The 20,690-nt window shown below is 72.0% G+C and carries 18 protein-coding genes; 8 read left to right on the top strand and 10 right to left on the bottom strand.

Going from position 1 to position 20,690, the window contains the following annotated elements; translation table 11 throughout:
• Positions 1-68 precede the first annotated feature (68 nt).
• The 6 genes from A949_RS0126920 to A949_RS0126895 all read right to left on the bottom strand — a co-directional run bounded on the left by A949_RS0126920 (position 69) and on the right by A949_RS0126895 (position 7,795).
• A complete protein-coding gene (locus tag A949_RS0126920) occupies positions 69-731 on the bottom strand; it encodes a DUF4360 domain-containing protein (protein WP_026005076.1) in 663 nt (220 codons plus the stop codon).
• Positions 732-951: 220 nt separating this feature from the next.
• On the bottom strand, positions 952-1,941 hold the full coding sequence (locus A949_RS0126915) for an AraC family transcriptional regulator (protein ID WP_019359157.1): 990 nt from the start codon (positions 1,939-1,941) through the stop codon (positions 952-954).
• Between the two features lie 259 nt (positions 1,942-2,200).
• Positions 2,201-3,010, bottom strand: a complete 810-nt coding sequence (locus tag A949_RS0126910) for an alpha/beta fold hydrolase (protein ID WP_019359156.1) — start codon at positions 3,008-3,010, stop codon at positions 2,201-2,203.
• 315 nt (positions 3,011-3,325) lie between these two features.
• Positions 3,326-5,620 (bottom strand): FdhF/YdeP family oxidoreductase, encoded by a 2,295-nt coding sequence (locus tag A949_RS0126905; RefSeq protein ID WP_019359155.1) that lies wholly within the window; start codon positions 5,618-5,620, stop codon positions 3,326-3,328.
• 40 nt (positions 5,621-5,660) lie between these two features.
• Positions 5,661-6,179: an SRPBCC family protein gene (locus A949_RS0126900; RefSeq protein ID WP_019359154.1), complete on the bottom strand. Its 519-nt coding sequence runs from the start codon at positions 6,177-6,179 to the stop codon at positions 5,661-5,663.
• Positions 6,180-6,550: 371 nt separating this feature from the next.
• Positions 6,551-7,795, bottom strand: a complete 1,245-nt coding sequence (locus A949_RS0126895; RefSeq protein WP_019359153.1) for an MBL fold metallo-hydrolase — start codon at positions 7,793-7,795, stop codon at positions 6,551-6,553.
• Between the two features lie 780 nt (positions 7,796-8,575).
• Here A949_RS0126895 and A949_RS0126890 point away from each other — a divergent pair.
• A complete protein-coding gene (locus A949_RS0126890; RefSeq protein WP_019359152.1) occupies positions 8,576-9,082 on the top strand; it encodes a DUF6624 domain-containing protein in 507 nt (168 codons plus the stop codon).
• A 196-nt stretch (positions 9,083-9,278) separates the two neighbouring features.
• On the opposite strand, the gene A949_RS34715 is transcribed toward A949_RS0126890, so the two are convergent.
• Entirely contained in the window at positions 9,279-9,743 is a 465-nt protein-coding gene (locus A949_RS34715) for a hypothetical protein (protein ID WP_019359151.1), read from the bottom strand.
• A gap of 37 nt (positions 9,744-9,780) precedes the next feature.
• Complete coding sequence (locus tag A949_RS0126880) at positions 9,781-10,098, bottom strand: hypothetical protein (RefSeq protein ID WP_019359150.1); 318 nt, start codon at positions 10,096-10,098, stop codon at positions 9,781-9,783.
• Between the two features lie 142 nt (positions 10,099-10,240).
• Here A949_RS0126880 and A949_RS0126875 point away from each other — a divergent pair, with 142 nt between their 5' ends.
• Positions 10,241-11,269, top strand: coding sequence for a winged helix-turn-helix domain-containing protein (locus A949_RS0126875; protein ID WP_019359149.1), 1,029 nt, complete (start codon positions 10,241-10,243; stop codon positions 11,267-11,269).
• Here the strand turns inward: A949_RS0126875 and A949_RS0126870 are convergent.
• Together A949_RS0126870 and A949_RS0126865 are read right to left on the bottom strand one after the other, a co-directional pair.
• Entirely contained in the window at positions 11,263-12,153 is an 891-nt protein-coding gene (locus A949_RS0126870; protein WP_026005075.1) for a universal stress protein, read from the bottom strand. The genes A949_RS0126875 and A949_RS0126870 overlap by 7 nt on opposite strands.
• Positions 12,154-12,346: 193 nt before the next feature.
• On the bottom strand, positions 12,347-15,073 hold the full coding sequence (locus tag A949_RS0126865) for a cation-translocating P-type ATPase (RefSeq protein ID WP_019359147.1): 2,727 nt from the start codon (positions 15,071-15,073) through the stop codon (positions 12,347-12,349).
• Between the two features lie 975 nt (positions 15,074-16,048).
• On the opposite strand from A949_RS0126865, the gene A949_RS0126860 reads away from it, so the two are divergent.
• The 6 genes from A949_RS0126860 to A949_RS0126835 all read left to right on the top strand — a co-directional run bounded on the left by A949_RS0126860 (position 16,049) and on the right by A949_RS0126835 (position 20,677).
• Positions 16,049-16,336, top strand: a complete 288-nt coding sequence (locus A949_RS0126860) for a DUF1876 domain-containing protein (protein WP_019359146.1) — start codon at positions 16,049-16,051, stop codon at positions 16,334-16,336.
• A complete protein-coding gene (locus A949_RS34710) occupies positions 16,299-16,640 on the top strand; it encodes an Hsp20/alpha crystallin family protein (protein ID WP_106964716.1) in 342 nt (113 codons plus the stop codon). Before A949_RS0126860 ends, A949_RS34710 begins: the two co-directional genes overlap by 38 nt.
• Before the next feature lie 208 nt (positions 16,641-16,848).
• On the top strand, positions 16,849-17,226 hold the full coding sequence (locus tag A949_RS0126850; RefSeq protein WP_019359145.1) for a carboxymuconolactone decarboxylase family protein: 378 nt from the start codon (positions 16,849-16,851) through the stop codon (positions 17,224-17,226).
• Positions 17,227-17,404: 178 nt separating this feature from the next.
• Positions 17,405-18,547, top strand: coding sequence for a site-2 protease family protein (locus A949_RS0126845; protein WP_026005074.1), 1,143 nt, complete (start codon positions 17,405-17,407; stop codon positions 18,545-18,547).
• A gap of 318 nt (positions 18,548-18,865) precedes the next feature.
• On the top strand, positions 18,866-19,621 hold the full coding sequence (locus A949_RS0126840; protein ID WP_026005073.1) for a dienelactone hydrolase family protein: 756 nt from the start codon (positions 18,866-18,868) through the stop codon (positions 19,619-19,621).
• 258 nt (positions 19,622-19,879) lie between these two features.
• Positions 19,880-20,677 (top strand): SAM-dependent methyltransferase, encoded by a 798-nt coding sequence (locus A949_RS0126835; protein ID WP_019359142.1) that lies wholly within the window; start codon positions 19,880-19,882, stop codon positions 20,675-20,677.
• The last annotated feature ends 13 nt before the right edge of the window (positions 20,678-20,690 follow it).

Here is a 20,690-nt window from a genome sequence, read left to right as displayed (position 1 = left end):
GCTCTCCGGTTGGGCGCGGCACCGGCTGACCGGTGCCGGCCTCGGCGGTCAGCGGCTGCCCGGGGCGCTCAGGAGGTCGGGCACTGCTTCCAGGCGAAGTGGTAGGTCGTGTTGATGTCCCCGTCGGTGGAGTCCATCGTCATGAAGCTCGTCGTGGTCGGATCGGAGCTGCCGACATCTACCCGCACCTCGGTGTTGATGTTGAAGTTGCGCTGCTCACCGCAGGGCTTCCACACCACCTGCCCCCAGTCCGTGGAGTCGGTGGCCTGCCAGTTGGCGTCCTGCGGGCCGGTGAAGGGGTGGCTCGTGGCCGCGGTGTCGGGGGAGCCCTGGAAGTAGTACGACGCCTTCTGCAGCCCGGTCGCGCCGGGCTGCAGATAGGCGTAGCCGCGGTAGTCCGCGGAGACGATCGCGTAGGTGAAGCCCTGCGGCACGTGCACGACCAGGTTCAGCTGGCAGTTCTTGCGGCGGTCGGTGGGCTTCGAGTCCGGCCCCACCTCGGCCAGGTAGTCGCTGTAGGTGACGGTGAAGGCCGTGTTGTCCTCGGCGACCGCCACCTTGGCGGTTCCTTCGCGGCAGCCGGAACCGTTGACGGTGGCGACGTCGATGACGATCCGGTCGTCGGGCGGGTCGGCGAGGGCCGTGGAGGCGCCCTGGGCGGGCTGTGCGGAGAACACGCCGGCGGATAACGCCGCAGCCACCGCTGCGGTCCTGAGGGATCTTCGCGACATGGGCATCCCTTGCGTCGTGTGCGGTTTCGGGGGACAGGAGGGAGCCGGGGCCCCTGTGCTCCGGGTCGCTCCCCCCGACCGGTATGAAAGAGGGCGGCGCACGCCTTGGACAGGCCCGTTTTCGGACGCAGTTTCCGCTACGGTGCTTTTGCGCCAGCCGTGGGCGCGCCGTCCCGCCGCACCCGCGCCCCGCCCCGCGCCCGCTCACGGGCGCCGCTGGTCACGCGCGCAGCGTGAGGGACGGGGCGTGCCCGTAGCGGCGCCGGTACCAGTCCGCGAACCGGCCCAGGTTGGAGAAGCCCCAACGGAAGGCGATCTCCGCCACCGTGACCGGGCCGTCGGAGTCGGCCGCGAGCAGATCCTGATGGGCGCGCTCCAGACGGATCTCCCGCAGATGGGCCAGTGGTGTCCGGCCCACGTAGCGCTGGAACGCCTCCTGCAGGGCACGGGGGCTGAGCCTGGCCGCCACCGCGAGGTCCGACAGGGACAGCGGTTGGTCGCTGCGCTCCTCCATGAGCTGGATCGCCCTGCGCACGGCCGGGTGGGCGACGTTCCCGACGTGCCGCACCGGTTCCGAGGCCGGCAGCAGACGATGGGTCGCCATCAGAGTCGCGGCAGCCGTCCGGGCGAGCTGTTCCGCGACGAGCGGGTTGCTGCGGGCCACACCGCCGGTCATCACCTCCCGGTGCACCGCCGCGGACACTCCCGACCAACTCTCCGCCGCCGCAGCGGAGACCGCGCCGCCCAGCGCGAACCGGGCCCGGACCGGCTCCTCGTGCCCCAGCGCCTCGCCCGCCGCCCGGTCCACCGCCTCCCGGGAGAGCCGGAGCGTGGTCATCCGGGCCCCGGCGCCCCAGAAGACCTTGAACCTCCGGTGCGGGTCGAGGATGTAGGTCTCCCCGGTGTCGACGAACTGCTCCTCACGCCCCGGCGACTCCACCCGCACCCGGCCCGCGTGCACCTGGCAGATCAGCAGATACGTCGTCAGCGGCTCGGGCGCCACGAGCGTCTCCGTGCCGTAGCTCAACGCGGAGAGAGTGACCCCGGGGAAGCCGCCCTCCGCGTACCACGCGGAGAAGTCCTGCGGTTTGTTGAGAACGCGCAGGTCGTAGGGGCTGTACGCGGTGCTGATCATCTCGCGTGTCTCGTCCAGATCATCACTGCGGACCAGCGTCCGCATCCGGCTGTCATCGGCAGCGGGCGCGTTCATGGAGCTTCCTCACTCACCGTCGCGTTATCCGGCCAGGGACCGCGTTCCGCGGCTAGCCTGCCTTTTCCACAGTGAGTAACGTTCTGCATCCCAGGAGTCAAATGCCGAATGATGCAGTGGAGTCCACACAGATCAGTATCGGCCAAGTCCTGGAGCCGTACCGCGTCCGGGGTTCGGGGGACCCGGCGCAGTACGGCAGGGCCCCGAGCCGGTTCTCCGGTTCGGGGCCCTGCTGGTCGCTCCGGCGGTGTCGAAGCCGTCAGTCCTGCAGGGCGTCCCGCGCCGCATCTGGCGCCGCGAGACGCCCGAGTATGGAGTGCAGCAGCGCGTTGAACTCCGCGGGCTGCTCCACGTGCGGCATGTGGCCCGACTCCGCCATGATGTGCGCCTCGCCGTGCGGGGCGAGTTCCGCGAGTGTCTCGGACACCTCGGCGGGGATCTCGGCGTCGAGCCGCCCGTGGACGAAGAACGCGGGAACCTCCAACTCGCCGATCGTCTCCCGGGGATTGTGCCGCACCGCGTCCGAGAGGATCTCGTCGATGGAGTCCGAGGCGGCCAGGATCTGCTGCACCGTCCACTCCGGCAGTGCCGGGTCCGCCAGCGGGCCGTACCAGTCCACCACCCATTGCCGGACCGTCGCCGCCCGGTCCGTACGCAGCATCCGGCGCAGCTCGACGAGCAGCTCCGCCTTCCGCTCCGCCGGCCAGTACCCGGGGCCGTCCACGGCGACCACCCCGCGTACGGACGACGGCGCCCGCCGCGCCGCCTCGAGCACGATCGCGGCGCCGGCCGAGACGCCCACCAGTACCGGACGGTCCAGCTCCAGCGCCTCCGCCAGCGCCAGGACGTCCTGCGCGTGGCCCGCGATCGTGTCCCCGCCGCCCGGCCGCGCCGAACGCCCGCACCCGCGCCAGTCCGGTACGACGACCCGGTACGCGCCGGCGAACTCCTCGGCCTGCGCGCTCCACACCTGACCGTTCGTGCCCCAGCCGTGCAGCAGGATCAGCGGCTGCCCGGACCCGCGGTCCTCGTGGAACAACTCGACGCGGTTGACGGTCGTGTAGGGCACAGGTCCTCCTTGCGGCGCGGCACAGGGCGCGGAGCGGAACACGTACGAGCAGGGCCCCGAGCCGGCGTGCTGCCGGCTCGGGGCCTCGCTGCCCGGCGCTGAGCTCCCCCGAGTCCCCAGCCCCGTAACAGCCCAGGTCGTGGCCGCGACTGCCCTGCGCGAGCCCTCATCCCGCAAGAGCTCCACGGCACCGCACGACATGTGACGCCTGGTGTGCAGAGAAGTTACGCACGGTGGGCTGCGGATGCTAGCCGTGGAGCGCGGACCCTGGCCGGATTGCGCGCCCGGCCGGACGGCTTCCGGATGCCGGCCCGGTCAGGTGGCGCCGACCGGCTCCAGTCGGACGACCAGCGCCTTCGACGTCGGCTGGTTGCTGCCCTCGGCCACGCTGTCCAGCGGTACCAGGACGTTGGTCTCCGGGTAGTAGGCGGCCGCGCAGCCCCGGGCGCTCGGATAGGGCACCACCTCGAAGCCCGCGGCCCGGCGCTCCTCGCCGTTTGCCCACACGCTGACCAGGTCGACCCGCTGCCCCGCGGTGAGGCCGAGCCCGGCCACGTCCTCCGGATTGACGAGCACGACCTGCCGGCTTCCGTGGATCCCCCGGTAGCGGTCGTCCGCCGTGTAGGGAATGGTGTTCCACTGGTCGTGGGAGCGCAGGGTCTGCAGCAGCAGATGCCCCTCGGGCGCCAGCGGCATCTGCCAGGTGTTGCGGCTGAAGAGGGCTTTGCCCGTCGAGGTGCGGAAGACACCCTCGTTGACCGGGTTGGGCAGCCTGATGCCGCCGGGGCGGATCACCCGCCGGTTGAACTCGTGCAGCCCCGGCACCACGCGGGCGATCCGTTCACGAAGGGTGCCGTAGTCCGCTTCGAACTGCTGCCAGGGAATGTCCGGGTCGTCGCCGAGAGTGGCGCGGGCGAGCCGGCAGAGGATGGCGACTTCGCTGAGCAGCAGCGTCGAGGCCGGCCGCAGCCGTCCGCGGGAGGTGTGCACCTCGCTCATGGAGTTCTCCACGGTGACGAACTGCTCGCCGCCCGACTGCAGATCCCGCTCCGTGCGCCCCAGGGTCGGCAGGATGAGCGCGGTCCGGCCGCACATCGCGTGGGATCTGTTCAGCTTGGTGGAGATGTGAGCGGTCAGCCGGCACTTGCGCATCGCTTCCTCGGTGACCGAGGTGTCCGGAGCGGCCTGCACGAAGTTGCCCGCGACGCCCAGGAAGAGCTTGATCCGCCCGTCCCGCATGGCCCTGATCGAGTTCACCGAGTCCAGCCCGTGCGCACGAGGGGGCGCGAAGCCGAACTCCTGCTGCAGCGCGTCCAGGAACGCGTCCGGCATCTGCTCCCAGATGCCCATGGTGCGGTCGCCCTGGACGTTGCTGTGACCGCGTACCGGGCAGGCCCCCGAACCCGCTCTGCCCAGGTTCCCGCGCAGCAGCAGGAAGTTCACGATCTCCCTGATGGTCGGAACCCCGTGCTTCTGCTGTGTGACCCCCATGGCCCAGCAGACGATCACCCGCTTGCTGCGCAGCACCTCGTCCCGGACCGCTTCGATCTCCTCGCGCGTGAGTCCGGTGGCGGTGCGGACGTCGTCCCAGCCGATCTCGCGCACATGCCGTGCGAAGTCCTCGAAGCCGCTGGTGTGGGAGCCGATGAAGTCCTGGTCGAGCACGGTGCCGGGCGCCGCCTCCTCGGCCTCGACCAGCAGCCTGTTCAGTCCCTGGAACAGCGCGAGGTCGCCACCGGTGCGGATCTGCAGGAAGCGGTCGGCGATCCGGATGCCCCGGCCGAGGACCCCGCCGGGCTGCTGCGGGTTCTTGAACCGCAGCAGCCCGGCTTCGGGCAGCGGGTTCACCGCGACGATGCGTGCGCCGTTGCGTTTGGCCTCCTCCAGGGCGGAGAGCTGGCGCGGATGGTTGGTTCCGGGATTCTGCCCCACCAGGAAGATCAGGTCCGCGTGGTGGAGGTCGTGCAGGGTCACGGTGCCCTTGCCGGTGCCCAGCGTCTCGTGCAGCGCGAAGCCGCTGGACTCGTGGCACATGTTGCTGCAGTCGGGCAGGTTGTTCGTCCCGAACGCTCTGGCGAAGAGCTGCAGCACGAACGCCGCTTCGTTGCTGACCCGGCCCGAGGTGTAGAACACCGCCTCGTCGGGGGAGTCCAGCGACTTCAGCTCGGCGGCGATCAGCCCCAGCGCCTCGTGCCAGCTGACCGGTTCGTAGTGGTCCGAGTCCGGCCGTTTGACCATCGGTTCGGTCAGCCGGCCCTGCTGGTTCAACCACAGGTCCGAGCGGTGGGCCAGCTCCGAGACCGGGTGCCTGCGGAAGAAGTCGGCCGTGATGCGCCGCGAGGTCGCCTCGTCGTTGATGTGCTTGGCGCCGTTCTCGCAGTACTCGTTCCGGTGCCGGTGGCCGGGGGAGGGGTCGGCCCAGGCGCAGCCGGGGCAGTCGATGCCGTCCACCTGGTTCATGGTCAGCAGCGTCTGCCCGGCCCGGCGGGGCGAGGTCTGCTGGAGGGAGTACTCGATCGCGTGCGCGACCGCGGGCACCCCGGCCGCCCACTCCTTGGGCGGCGTCACCGACAGCTGCTCCTCGGGCTCTTCCTCGGGTGGCTCGTGCATCTGGTTCGCCCCTCGCTTCCGCTGCCGATTCCGTTCCCGATCAGCCGACGGGCCAGTGCGGCACCCGGCTCCGGGGAGGTTCCGGCTCGCCCGGACTCACCCGGCCGTCGCCGATGGTGCCGCGCCAGGCGCCGGACTCCTCGCCGACCGCCTCGATGAACTCCTTGAAACGGCCCAGTTCGCGGTGGACCGCGCCGCGCAGCAGCCCGGACGCGGCCGCGAGGCGGAAGGCGAATCCGGGCGGGTGCATCCGCATCCGTACCGTGACCGTGCTGCGGTCCGCCGCAGTGGAGCGGAAGCACACCTCACCACTGTGCGTGTGTCCGCGTCCCGTGCTCCGCCAGGCCAGATACGCGTCCGGCCGCTGCTCCACGACCTCCGCCTGGAACCGTCCGCGCAGCGGCCCGACCCCGACGACCCAGTGGGTGAGGTTGGGCTTGACCTGCTCGACCTCCCGCACCGACGACATGAACCGGGGGAAGTCGGCGAACTGGGTCCACTGGTTGTAGGCGGTGTGCACCGGAACCCGGACTTCAACCGTCTCTTCGATGGCGCTCATGGCTCGCCGCCCGTCCTCGACTGTCGCTCTCCGTCAGTATCGGTACCGTGGTGCGGATCGCCACCGGGCCGCTACCGGACCGCGCCACCGGACCGGGGGTGACCGGGGTCGGACCGGTGGCGCACGCCTCGCCGATCACGTGATCGAATGGGACAAACTAGCACGAGAGGGGTGTTTCGCCGGGCAGGTGTGCGACCGCAGCGCGGCGCCTTCCCCGGGGCAGCGCGCCGGTCCCTCCGCAGGTGGACGAACCGGATCCGGGCTGCGCCCCGGCACCGTCCCGACGACCCCGCAGCCGGCCGAACGCTAGACCGGCCCGACGGATCCCGCGGATGCCGGCGCCGACGGAGCCGGTCGGCGGGTACGGCCTCTCACCCCGCGGACTCGGCCGCCTTCCCGGACGGCTCGCTCCCCTGCGGAGCCGCGGCATCCGGCGCCTCCGCCGGTGCCCCTGCCTGTGCCTCCGCCGCCGGGGAGCCGGGGACGGGGGCCCGGGCGACGGTGCGCCACCACGGCGCTGAGGGGACCTCGTCCGCGGTGGGCTCGAACGGCTCCCCCGGAAGGGGGAGAGCGGCCCGGGCGCCGGCCTCCGCGCAGGCAGCGAGCGTGCCTTCCCCGGGCTCGTCCCACGGGTGCGGCGCCAGAGTGAAGGTCGCCCAGTGGATCGGCAGCATCACTCCGTGCGGATTCCCCCCTTGCAGATCCAGATGGGCTCGCACGCCCTCGGCCGGCGTCATGTGGATGTCGGGCCAGTACTCGCTGTACGCCCCGATCTGGATCATGGTCGCGTCGAAGGGGCCGTGCTCCGCGCCGATGTCCCGGAACCCGGGGAAGTAGCCGGTGTCACCGCTGTGGAACACCCGGTGCCCGGAGGGACCCTCGGCCACCCAGGAGGCCCAGAGGGTGTGCTGCTGATTGCGCAGTCCCCGGCCGCAGAAGTGCCGGGCCGGGGTCGCGGTCAGCCGCAGATCCCCCACACGCGTCGACTCCCACCAGTCCAGCTCGCGCAGCCGGTCGCTCGGAACGCCCCAGCGCTCCAGATGCGCACCCACGCCGAGCGGTACCGCGAAGACCGTGTCCGTCGAGGCCAGCGCGCGGATCGTGGGCAGGTCGAGGTGGTCGTAGTGGTCGTGGGAGATGACGACCACGTCCACCGTGCCGAGCGAGGTCAGCGGCAGCGGGACGTCGTGCAGCCGCTTCGGACCCGCGAACGAGAACGGGGAGCAGCGCCGCCCCCACACCGGGTCGAACAACACCCGTCGGCCGTCGATCTCGGCGAGCACGCTGGAGTGGCCCATCCAGGTGAGCCGCAGTCCGCCGGCCGGCGGACGAGCGAGGTCCTCCGCCGTGGTGGGGTGCAGGGGTATGGGCCCGGCGGGCCGGCGTCGCCTGCGCGCTTCCTTCTGGAAGTACCTCTTCGCGAAGTCGAGCCTGGAGCCGGAAGGACGGGCCCGGGGGCCCTCGGGATTGTCGGGGTTCTGGAACACCCCGTCCGCGAAGTGCGGTGAGCGGCGGATCCGGGCCAAGCGCTCACCGGTGGGATCGGCGCCGAAAGCGACGGGTCGCAGGGACCGCGCCTGGGTGAGCGGCGGATTCGGGGCGGCTGAGTCGGCCACGGGACCTCCTGGGACCTTCGCTTCGTTCCAATACCGGGCTTGTGCACGGCACGCCTTCGCGCCGTGCCGCCGTCCGGCGCCACGCGCGGCAACGTGTGCCGACCGCGGCGGCAGGGACACGAACCGGCGGGCACGTGCGCTGCGATCATCCGGACCGGGGCGAGCCGGGCTCCACCGGGCGTCTCCGCCGGAGGTGCACCGGGCCCCTCCCGCCGGATGCGAGCGGACCGCCACGAGCGTCGCCGCGGGGTGCGGCCTCGACGGCGAGACCTCCGCATCGCCGGTGGGCGCTAGCCACCGTACGGGACACGATCGGCACCCGGGACGTCGCTGCCGGCCACCGGCGTCCGCGCACCCGGAAATCCTACGACCGCTGCCGACCGCCCTGCCGCCGGACGGATGCTGCGCCACCGCGCCACCGCGCCGTCGCGTCGGCACCACGGCGGGGACGGCGGGGACGGCGGCGCCTGGCACGGGTCGGAGCGTCGATCGTTCTGCAGCAGCGCATCCGATCCGGAGGCCCTGCTCCGCAACACCCGCGACGGCGCCGGGAGCCCGCTGATCCCTGCAGGGGAACGGCCGGACGGCGTCCAGAGTTCCGGAAGGCTGACGGCGACCGGACTCGGCGGTCCGGGAAACGTCCTGCTTTCGGGAACACCCTCATTGTCGCGGTCCGGGACGGCGGCTGTCACCGTCCTCCGGAATGATCTCCGCGGCCGTCGTGCGCCCTGGGGTTCCGGGTGACAAACACAACGCACCCACCCGGACGGGGAGTCGAGAGTGGCACACGACATTGCCGCGCTGGCAGAGGAACTCACGGCCATGGCCGCTGTCGATCAACGGACCTCGGTCCATGCGAACAGCGACGACCCCGCCGAGCAGTTGGCGTGGCGGAGGCTGACCGCGCGGCACGGTGACCGACTCGGCGAGATCATGGAGGAGTACGGCTGGCCGACGGCGGAGCTGGTCGGCGAGGATGCCGCCCGCGCGGCGTGGCTGATCGCCCAGCACGCCGACCGGCAGCTCGACATCCGGCGCCGCGCCCTGAAACTGCTGCAGGCAGCGGTGTCCGCAGGTTCGGCCGGCCCGCGCGAACTCGCGTTCCTGCGTGACCGCACGCTGGTCAACGAGGGCGGCAAGCAGATCTGCGGAACCCAGATCGCCGGTGTGCGGGACGGGGCGCCGGTTCCGTGGCCCTGTGCGGAGCCGGAGCGCGTGGACGAACTCCGCGCCGAAGTCGGCATCGAGCCCTTCGACGAGTACGTCGCGAAGTTCTCGCCGAGCTGACGCCGCTCCTCCGTCCGGGCCCCTCGGCCCTCGTCCTCCCGAGCACGGTCCGCAGGACGGTTTCGGGCCCGTCGGGCTCCGTCTCAGGGGCTTTCTCGGTGCGGGCGACCGTGCGCGGCAGCAGTCCGTCGACACGTAACCGCCGCAAGGCCCCGCTCGTGGTGAGCGGGGCCCGTCGCTGCGCGGAGGCAGCGGATCAGATCGGGCCGTGCCACTTGCTCTCGCAGTGGATCTTCCGGCCGCTGGAGTCGACGTGGCAGGCGCGCGAGTGGACATTGCGCGTCTTGTACCTGCTGTAGAAGTATCCGCCTGAGTTGTCCGCCCCGTTGGTCGTGCAGTCGTGGACCGGGGCCATCCGGTAGCGGTAGCCCGACCAGGTCCCGTTCGTGTAGATCTGGTAGGCGATCTCCTGCCCCGCGCAGTATCCGTCGGTCGCTTCGTCCCCGATGCCGGTCCACAGGGCGACGTAGTTGTTGGTCCGGTACATCGACAGGTGCTGGTACACGCCACTGACCGTACTGCTGGCGGAGCCCACGTAGCCGTACCCCTTGCTGCCCGGATACGTGCTCGAGGTGTACCACTCGTCGGCTGCGTTCGCCGAACCCGGTACCGCGACGATGAGGCCCGCCGCTGCGATGAGGGTCGTCAGGATCCGTCTCATGATGTCCTTTGTCGACGTGGGGTGAACAGGGCCGGCGTCAGCAGGTCACGGTCCGGTCGTATCGACCGCCGACGGTGTGCACGTACTTGCTCGTGTTGTTCCTGATGGTCATGCAGGAGGTGTCGCGCCAGTACTTCACGACGACCTTGACCCGCATCGTCTTTCCGCAGGTGTTCCGCAGATAGCCGGAGACGCCCCCGCCCGGGTCGTTGGAGACGCTGCGGTGGATGCAGACAGGTGCCGTTCCGGTCAGAGCGGCGCCGGACGTCGCCGCCTGTGCCGGTGCCGTCCCTGCGGCGATCCCGCCCAGCACCAGCACCGTGCCCAGCGCAGCGGTCGATGTACGCTTTCGCATTTCTGCTCCTCCTTCGGTTCGACGCCAACTCTGGGCGTGCCGGGAGGCTTTCGCGACGTGATTCGGCCTGGACCGAAGAAGGGCGTACCGGGAGGATTGCGGTACACCGGCGTACCGAGCGCGTGGGGGCAGGAGCGCGAGCGTGGTCTACCGCATCCATTTCACCGTCGAGGATCTGGCGCGCACCCGGGTGGAGCGGCCTGCGCCGCTGCTGGAGTTGAGCGCCGCCATACGCACCCTGCAGAGCCGCAGCCACCCGGTGCGCTTCGGGGCGTGGCGGCGCAGCGCATGCGCCGCTTTGAGGCCCGAGGCCCGGATGGTCCTCGACCTCGTGCCGCCCGGCGGCTGGGCCCCCACGTTCCTGACCACCGCCGAGGCGGGCAGCCCCGAGGAGCTGCTGGAGCAGGTGCGCTCGACTCCCCGCTCACGGGTGCGCGGTGACCTGGCCCATGTGGCGGAGTGGCAGGCACCACCGTCATGGGCGCGGCACCTGGCCGACGACACGGAGCTGCTGCAGCGGCTCTGCGACGGCCTGGACCATGTCTGGACCGTGCTGCTGTCCCCGTACTGGGGGCACCTCGCCGCGGCGGTCGCGGACGACCGGGCCGTGCGGATGCGACAGGTCCTCACGGGAGGAGTGGAAGCGCTCCTCACCGCGGTGGAGCCGCGGCGGGTGCGCTGGAACCCGCCCGTACTGGAGTTCAGGATGGTCTCCGGGTACGACGGCGACCTCCACCTCGGGGGCCGCGGGATGCTTCTGGTCCCCTCACTCTTCGCCGACGGGCCCGCCATCGACATCGACGCCGAGCCGCAACCGGTACTGAGATACCCCCTCAGCCACTCGCAGGCCTCCCCCTCGACCCCGCTGTTCGTCCCTCCCGCGCGGCAGCCTCCGTCCCGGGACCACCGCTCACCGGTCGACTCCCTCCTCGGCCGGACCAGGGCCGCCGTGCTGCGTGCCATCGCGGAGCACCCGGGCTGCTCCACCAAGGAACTGGCCGCGCGCAGTGGGACAGCACCACCCAGCGCCAGCGAGCACGCGACCGTGCTGCGCACCGCCGGGCTGATCCGCACCGTGCGGTACCGCAACACCGCACTCCACAGTCCCACCCCCCTCGGCACGGCACTCCTCCGACAGACCCGGACCGCGGCCGACCCCGCCGACTACTGAGAGTCGTCCCTCCGTCCGCGCACCACAGCGACCGAGCAGTGCGCGTGATGGAGGACGGCCATGCTGACCGAACCCAGGCGCAGTCCCGCGAAACCCCCTTCGCCTCTGCTGCCGACCACGAGCAACCGGGCCGTACGGCTCGCCTCGATCAGCGCCTGCCGCGGTCGTTCGCGTACCGCGCGGCGCTCGACGGCCACGTCCGGACAGCGTTCGCCCCACCCGGACAGCAACTCCGCCAGCAGACGTTCCTCCCCGGCCTGCAGTTCTCCGGGGGCCTTCGCGTACCGCAGCGCCGGATCGTGTGGCGGCACGGGCGGCACGCTCCACTCCGACCAGGCGTGCAGAGCCACCAGGGGCCCGCCGCAGGCCGCGGCCTCGGCGAAGGCGAAAGCTGTCGCGGCCTCCGCCGGGGAGGAGCCGTCGACACCCACGACGACGGGTCCGCCGGGCGCCGGAGTCTCCCGGACCACCAGCACGGGTCCCTCGGCCCGGGTCGCCAGATGCCTGGAGACGGACCCGAGCAGGCCGCTGGTGATGCCGCTGCTCCCGCTGCTGCCGACGACGGTCATCAGCGCGTCCCGGGACAGTTCCGCGAGCACCGGCCGCGGATCACCGCCGGCCAGCGTGGTGCGGACATCGATGTCCGGCGCGACGGACCGGGCCCGCGCCTCTGCCTCGGAGAGCACGTGCTCACCGCTCTCCCGCAGCGCCCGCCGGCCGGCTTCGTCCAGCGCGGTGGCGATTCCGGGAGGCGGTACCCAGTCGACGGAGTGCACGATCCGCAGCCGGGTTCCGCGGCATGCGGCCTCCCGGGCGGCATGCTCCACCGCGACCGCGGCCGGAGGCGAACCGTCCGTTCCGACTACTGTCTGCGGCAACCGCACGGGAAAGCACCGCCCTGGCTCCGGGACGACATCACGTTCGCTTCCTCGCACGGTCCCGCACCACCCGGGGCCCGGCAACCGGAAGCAGCGCCCGCACGGCGGCCCGGAACCCCCTCTGCGGCCTCCCGGCGCTCCTCTCGCCGCGGCGCAGGCCGCCGTCGGTTCTCCCTCCCCCGGCCCCCGCGGATCCCGGTCACCCCTGGTCGGCCGGACCGGCGGCGGCGCCCCGGACCGGTTCGCGGCGGCGCCGCAGCGAACGTCTGAGCTCGTCGGCGCCCCAGACCAGTACGGGGAACGTCAGCAGCAGCGCCACCACGTCCCAGGGCAGCGGGGCGGTGCCGAAGACACGCTGGAAGGGCGGCACCCAGATCAGCACTGCGGTGAAGGCGAGTTCGAAGACGATGCCGGCCAGCAGCAGCGGATTGGACGCCCACCCGACCTCGCGCAGGGACGCCCGGTCGGTCCGGGCCGCCATCGCCGTGCCGACCTGGCACATGACGATGCCCGCGAAGGTGGCGGTGGTGGCCGTCAGATAGTCCTGGTGCAGTGCACTGCCCTCGGCGGTGGAGGCACCGGGTGTCCACCCGGCGCGCCACAGTACGGAGAAGTAGGCGCCCATCACCAGCACGGTGGAGAGCAGTCCCAGAAAGGCCCACGCCCGGAACAGCATGTCCTTGGTGATCACCCCGGAACCCCGTCCGGAGCGCCTGGGCGGTCTGGTCATCAGCCCGGGCTCGGCCGGTTCCCGGCCCAGCGCCAGTGCGGGCAGCGTCTCGGTGCCCAGGTCGATCGCGAGGATCTGCAGGACCGTCAGAGGCAGCGGGATCGTGCCTCCGCTGAGCGCGTACACCAGGAACGGCACGATCTCCGGGACGGCGTGCGCGAAGATGTAGAGGATGAACTTGCGGACGTTGTCGTAGACCCGGCGTCCGGATTCCACCGCTTTGACGATGGTGGCGAAGTTGTCGTCCGTGAGCACCATCGTGGCGGCTTCCCTGGCGACGTCGGTGCCGGACAGGCCCATCGCGACCCCGATGTGCGCCCGGTGCAGTGCGGGCGCGTCGTTGACCCCGTCGCCGGTCATCGCCACGATCTGGCCCTGGTCGCGCAGCGCGTCCGCCACCCGCAGCTTCGTCTCCGGGGAGGCCCGGGCGAAGACCACTTCGGCGGGGGAGGCGAGGAGTTCGTCCAGCCGCTGTTCGCCCACCGACTCGGCATCCGCCAGGACCCTCAACTCGGGGTCGCCGATGCCCACCTCGCGCGCCACGGCGGCGGCGGTGGCGCCGTTGTCCCCGGTGACGACGTGCACCCGAAGCCCGGCCTGATGGCAGCGGCGCACCGCGCCGGCCACCTCGGGGCGCGGCGGGTCGTGGAGACCGACCAGACCCAGCAGCTCCAGGTCGCACTCGACATCCTCGCGCCGCGCCGGCACATCCGCACTCGCCTGGCTCCGCGTGGCGACGGCGAGGACGCGCAGCCCCTCCCGCGCCATGGCGTCCACGGCCGCGCGCACCGCGTCGGCGTCGGCGGTGCGGCCCAGGAGGGGCAGCAGCGCTTCCGGAGCGCCCTTGACACTGACCGTCGGAGTGTCCCGCAGGTCGCTGACGACCGACATCATCCGCAGCCGCGGGTCGAAGCGGAACAGGGCCCGTCTGCGCAGGTCCCGTGCGCCGGGGTCGGGATCCCGGCCCAGGCGCGCGGCCCCCTCGACCAGTGCGACCTCCGTGGGGTCGCCGCTGAACGCCCCGTCCCCGCCGCGGGTGACGGTCGTGCACTCGGCCATCGCCTCCGCGAGCCTGCCCACGTCGTCGCCCGGGCCCGGCTGCTCGACATCGCGCTCCCCGCCGAGCGGTGTCCACACCGTCCGCAGGCGCATCCGATTGCGGGTGAGGGTCCCGGTCTTGTCGGTGCAGATCACATGCGTCGACCCCAGCGTCTCGACCGCGCTGAGGCGTTTGACGACCGCGCCCTGCCGGGCCAGCAGCCGCACTCCCAGGGCGAGCGCCAGGGTGATGGTCGGCAGCAGCCCCTCGGGGACGTTCGCGACCAGCAGGCCGATCGCGAACGTCAGCGCGTCCCGGACCGGGAGGCCCGACGCCGTCCCGATCAGCAGGAAGACCGCACCCATGCCGACGGCTACCGCGGCGATCAGCCAGGCCACCCGCTTGACCTGGAGTTCCAGCGGACTGCCCTCGCGCCGGGTGCGCTGGCTGAGTGCGGCGATCCGGCCCAGTTCGGTGTGCCGGCCGGTCGCGAAGACGATGGCTTTCGCCTGCCCCTCGACGCAGGTGGTGCCGCTGAAGGCCAGATTCGGCTCGCGCAGGGTCGGCGCGTCGGCCGCTGCCTGCCCCGCGGCCCGCTCCACCGGGGCGGACTCGCCTGTCAGCATCGACAGGTCGATCTCCACGGCCCCCTCCACCAGCCGCACATCGGCGGGAACCTTGTCGCCCTCGTCCAGCAGGATCAGATCTCCGGGAACGAGCTGGGTCGACTCGACGGTCTGCTCCCGGCCGTCCCGCAGCACCCGGGAATGTGCCGGCAGGTAGTCGGCCAGCGCTTCGACAGCGCGTTCCGCCTGCCGCTCCTGCAGCAGCGCGAACCCGGCATTGAGGAGGACGACGGCGACGATCGCCACGCCCAGCACCCGGGTACCGGCGACGAAGGCCAGTCCCGCGGCTCCCCACAGCAGCAGCGCGAGCGGATGCACCAGTTGCCGTGCCAGCTCCCGCCGCAGTTGTCCGCGATGCTCCCGGCGGACCTCGTTGGGGCCGTACACGGCGGTGCGTCTCTCCGCCTCACGCCGCGAGAGCCCCTCCGGACCGGTCCTCAGATCCTGGCGGAGGCGCGCCAGCGGTTCCCGCGGGTCGACCTCCACGGGGAGCTGCGACTGCTCGGTCCCCGAGGCTGCGGCACGCTGCATGACGACGCCTCAGCCACCGGTCCGCCACCCGGCCGGAACGGCCGGCCCGCGCGATCCCCCCGGCAGCGGCGCCCGGCGGGAAACGGTACGCGGGGTGGTACGCGGGGTGCTGGGGGAGGGACGGCTCCCGGTACCGGCAGCCGCGTTGCGGCCCTCGGACCCGGCCCCGCGTCCTCGCCGCCCGTCCTCCCGGCAGACGGCCCCGGGCCTGGACGGTCCGCGGGGGCAGCGGCGCACCCTCCCGCCGGTCGCGGGAGCATCCGCGCAAGTCCTGTGCGGCCCTCCGCGCTCTCCGGCTGCGGCGCCCGGCCGCAGCCCGCCGTTGTGCATCGCCCTGCCTCCAGTCGCCTCCGGTCGCCTTCTGGCGCCGTGTCGTGCGGCGGCCATCGGCCCTGGATGCGTCAACCGCCTGTTCCAGGTGAGCAGAGGCCCGGGCAGCGGGCCACCGGCATCCGCCGTTCGGAGGAACAGCCGGGGCACCGATGCCGGTCCCGTCCCCGGCGGACCGGCAGGTCAGAAGCGCCACGCGCCGGTGTGCGGGTGCCACGCTCAGTCACCGGGAAGGGTGTGTCGGCTTCGTATGGCGGCTGCTTCCTCCGCGTAGGAGAGTGGAAGATGCGGGGGATGAGGTGGCTCGGACGGCCCGGGTGCACCGACACTCCGCCGCACACGGATCGGCGGCAGGACGCAGCTGCGATCCTCGGGCCGCGACCGGAGGCGCTGCCGGTCCTGACAAGGGAATCGAGTGGCGGGGGAGCGGAACGCCGGCGCTCCGTCGGACAGCTCGGGAAGCGGCAGACCGCCGTCACGGTCGGAGCCCGCCGCGCACCCCGCGGCTCCGCGGAGGGCGAGCGGCACGCGCGAACGCCTCGGCGCCCTGTGCCGGCGTCCAGCAGCAGGCGCTGGCGTGCCTGCCTGCTCGGCACATCACGCACCGGGTGCCGCACCGGTCCGTACCCGGGTGAGGAGAGCACGATGTCACACACCATGGAATGGAAGGTCCGCCTCGACCTCTTCGAGGACGACGAGGGGGCGACGAAGGCGCACGCGACGCTGGACACCGGTGTCGCGCAGGTCACCGGCCGCGGCACGGCCCACTGCCACCCGGCGGACACGGACGTGCCGGAGATCGGTGACGAGCTGGCGGCGGGCAGAGCCATGCGGGACCTCGCCCAGCGGCTGCTGAACATCGCCGAACACGACGTCGAAGGCATGCAGATCCCCCGTGCGGAGTCCCGTCCGACGGTCGGGCAGCCCAGGTGACCGGTGGCGGAGGAGCGACCCGGTCGGCGTCCACGAGGACCAGATCACCGTGGAGGTCTCCGTCGGGGAGCCCGATGTCCCCGGCGATGTCCGGGAGCGGGAACGGAGCGGAACGGTGCGCAGGCACACGCGCCGCATCGGAGGCCCCGACCATCGCACGACGCTGCCGCGCGACTCCGACGCCGAGCACACCGGCGCGGAGCCGGCGGACGGCATCGTCACGGTGAACGTCCCCAAGGCAGGGAAGGGGCTGCACAGCGCATCGAGATCACCGACCGCGCCGGAGCAGCGGCCGAACCCGTAGACGCCGCCTCCTCCCGATAAGCCCCGCATCCCCCCACGCGGCCCGTCCGGAGCCGAGTGCCGGGGGCCCGGCCCGGACGGTGCCGGACAGGGGGTGGCGGACGTGGCCTCGCGGCCGGATACACCCGGACGGACCAGTCTCCCGCGCCGGGTACCGCGCAGGGCCGCACACTCGAAGCTGCACCCACCAGCAGGAGAGGGAGCACCTGATGAGCAGCAGTTTCGGCGAAGCCGTACGGGAAGAGCTACGCCCGCTCACCAGAGAGCTGCGGCACGCCATCCCCGGGGTCTACCAGGGCTACAAGGAACTGCACGACGCGGCCTTGCGGGCGGGCGTACTCGATGCGAAGACCAAGGAGCTCATCGCCCTCGCGCTGGCGGTGAGCAAGCAGTGCGACGGATGCATCGCCGCACACGCCCATGCGGCCGTGCAGCAGGGAGCGACCCCGAAAGAAGCCGCCGAGGCCATCGGCGTCACCTTCCTGATGAACGGGGGTCCCGCAACCATCTACGGCGCCCGGGCCTTCTCCGCGGTCAACGAGGCGTACACGGCTTCCGGGACCGGCAGCGGTACCTCGCCGCACTGAGCCGGCAGCGCCGCCGCACACTCCGGGCAGGCGACGCCTCGGCGGGATCCCCCGTGCGGCGCCCGTCGGGCGACCTCCGGTGGCCGCCGGGCGCGCCACGCGGGACCGGTAAGGCGGGGCACGTGCCACCCAGGTGACTCGGACATCGCACCGGTCACCCCGAGGCAGGGAGACGACCGTGCGTGCAACGTTCCCACTGGGGCGGATCGCCGGAGTGCGGATCGGCGTCCACTGGAGCGTCCTGCTCATCTTCGCCCTCATCACATGGGTGCTGGCCCGGAGCCGCTTTCCGCAGGTCGAGCCCGGGCGCGCGGAAGCGCTGTACTGGGTGACCGGACTGGGCACCGCGCTGCTGTTCTTCGGCTCGCTGCTGGCGCACGAACTCGCGCACGCGATCGTCGCCCGACGCAACGGAGTGCTCGTCGAGGACATCACGCTGTGGCTGCTCGGCGGGCTGGCCCGGTTGAAGTCCGAGGCGTCCGAGCCGGGCGCGGAACTGCGGATCGCCGGAGTCGGCCCCTTGGTCAGCCTGCTGCTCGGGGTGGGCTTCGGGCTCGGCTCCTGGCTCGTCCACCTCCTGGGCGCCCCGCGGCTCCTGGTGGAGGCGGCTGCCTGGCTGGCGGTCATCAACGTGCTGCTCGCCCTCTTCAACACCATCCCCGCCGCCCCCCTGGACGGTGGGCGCCTGCTCCGCGCCCTGCTGTGGCGTCGCAGCGGGGACCGGCTGCGGGCGGCCGTCCGGGCAACCCTGGTGGGGCGCGCCTTCGGGTGGCTGCTCGTCGTCGGGGGAGTCCTGCTGTTCCTCACGGCGCGTGCCTTCGACGGGCTGTGGCTGGCGCTGGTCGGCTGGTTCCTGGTCACCGCCGCGACCGCGGAGGGCCGGCAGGCGCAGATCAGAAGCACCCTGGCCGGTGTGCCGGTGCGGCGGGCCATGACGGGGGATCCCGTGCTGGCCCTCGCGGGGCTGACGATCGGGCAGTTCCTCGCCGACCCCCGGTACCGCTATCGCCACTCGGCCTTCCCGGCCGTGGGAGCTGCCGGCGACGCGGCGGGGCTGATCACGCTGGAGCGCGCTCAGCATGTCCGCGCCGACCAGCGGGAGACCACTGCGGTCGGTGACGTGATGCTGCCACTGTCGGAAGTGGTCACCGTGGGCCCGGACGATCCTCTGGCGGACCTGCTGCCGCGGATGGAGCCCGGTGCCGAGCACCGGGTGCTGGTACTCGAGGACGGCCAGGTCGTCGGCATCGTCTCGCCCAGCGACATCGGCCGCACACTGAGCTGGCTGATGCCGCAGCAGCAGCACCCCCGGACCTGGTGACGCGGCGGCATCCACCTCGACCGCAGCGCCCCGGGAGGAGGACGGTGGCCGCTGCCCGCCGCGACCACGGTGGACATCCGGCGCGGCCGGGCGGCCGACATCCACCGGCCCGGATCCTCCGGACACCGGCGCGGCGTCAGTAACCCTCCCCGCTCCCTCGGCCGGGACGGGCCGAGCCGGTTGTGATAATTTCAGCCCGCCGTGCGCCGCTGCGAACCGAGGAGGTGAGACCGATCAACGCTGTGACAGGTCGGGGCTCCCTCTCCCGCATGGTCCGGGGAGTGCCCGCTCAAGGCATTCCGAAGGGCTCGAAACGCTATGCGCTTCACCTCTCAGACGTCGTATGACGGCGTAACCGAACAGCTTTTCACCCTTGGCGAGATCCCCGGTGTGCTGTGGACACCGGAAGGCGCTGCCGGTACCCGCCCCCTCGTCCTGATGGGACACGGCGGCGGTCAGCACAAGAAGGCTCCGGGAGTCGCGGTCCGTGCGCGCCGCTTCGCGGCCGAGTGCGGTTTCGCGGCGGCGGCGGTCGACGTTCCCGGACATGGCGACCGGCCGCAGGAGGACGAGTACGAACGGCTCGCGGCCGAGAACCAGGCCCGTGTGGCGGCCGGGGAGGAACTGGCCCCGCTGATCGCGGACTTCCAGGCGAGGGTGGCGCGCCGGACCGTCCCGGAGTGGCGCTCCGTTCTGGACGCGCTCCAGGACCTCGAGTCCGTCGGCTCCGGCCCGGTGGGATATTGGGGGGTGTCGCTGGGCTGCGGACTCGGCGTTCCATTCGTCGCCGCCGAACCCCGGGTGCGCGCGGCGGTGCTGGGGCTGGGCGGGGCACGGGCAACTGCCGGACCCGCCGCGCGGATCACCGTCCCGGTCGAGTTCCTGGTGCAGTGGGACGACGAGCGAGTGCCACGGGAGCAGTGCCTGGCACTGTTCGACGCCCTGGGATCGGCCGAGAAGACCCTGCACGCCAACCCGGGTGCGCACGCGGACCTCCCGGCCTTCGAACTGGACAGCACGCTGCGGTTCTTCGCCCGGCACCTCGCCCCCGTGTCACCCGGCGCCTCGGCGTGAGTCCGCGGGGCGCCGGCCGGGTACCTTCCCGGTCGGCGCCCCGTTCCCGGGGCTCTTCCGGCGGCCGTGGAGAACCGCATCCGAACTGAATGAATGACCGGCGTTGAAAATATTCAATACCAGTACGACGGGTGTGTCCGAGGGGTAACGTGCGGTGGCCGTGCCCGGGTGATGCCTGCGGGCTGGAGGAGGCCCGCGGCAGGCGCCGGTCGCGGCGATCGTCTGCCGCTCATCAAGGCCAAGAGGAGCTGAACGCCCATGCCGAACACGCAGGAACCGGCGATCCGCAGCGACATCCCGCATTCGGCCCGGATCTGGAACTACTGGATGGGCGGCAAGGACAACTACCAGGTCGACCGCACCGTCGGAGAGGCGTGTCTGGAGATCGACCCGGACATCTCCACCATGGCCGTCCAGTCCCGCCAGTTCCTCATCCGTGCCGTGCGCCACCTGGCCCGCGAGGCCGGCAGCCGCCAGTTCCTCGACATCGGTACCGGACTGCCCACCATGCAGAACACGCACGAGGTCGCACAGGGCGCGGCACAGGAGTCCAAGGTCGTCTACGTCGACAACGATCCACTGGTACTCGCCCACGCCCGTGCGTTGCTGACCAACACCTCCGACGAGGGCGTCACGAGTTACATCAACTCCGACTTCCACGACCCGGAGCAGATCGTCGCCGACGCCCGGAACGTGCTGAACTTCACCCAGCCGATCACCGTCATGTTCATGGGCGTGCTCGGCCATGCCGACACCCACGAGGACATGCTGCGGGTGGTGCGCACCGTCATGGAGGCGGTGCCCGCCGGCAGTCACCTGGTCCTGTGGGACGGCTCCGTCGACAGCCAGGCGTATGTGACCCTCTGCGAGGAGTACGCGAAGACCGGCGGGGCTCCTTACAATCCGCGCACCCAGGATCAGATCCGCGCCGCCTTCGACGGGTTCGAGTTCGTCGCTCCGGGCTTCGTCCGCATCACCGAGTGGCGGCCGCAGTCCAACGAGATCGGGGAGCGGCCGCGGATCGCCGCCTACGGCGGAGTCGCCCGCAAGCCGTGAATGCGCGGCGTGC

Source organism: Streptomyces sp. AA1529 (genome assembly GCF_000280905.1).
Taxonomy (GTDB): domain Bacteria; phylum Actinomycetota; class Actinomycetes; order Streptomycetales; family Streptomycetaceae; genus Streptomyces.
The sequence above is the reverse complement of the archived record's forward strand: the minus strand, read 5'-3'. Positions and strand labels throughout refer to the sequence as shown.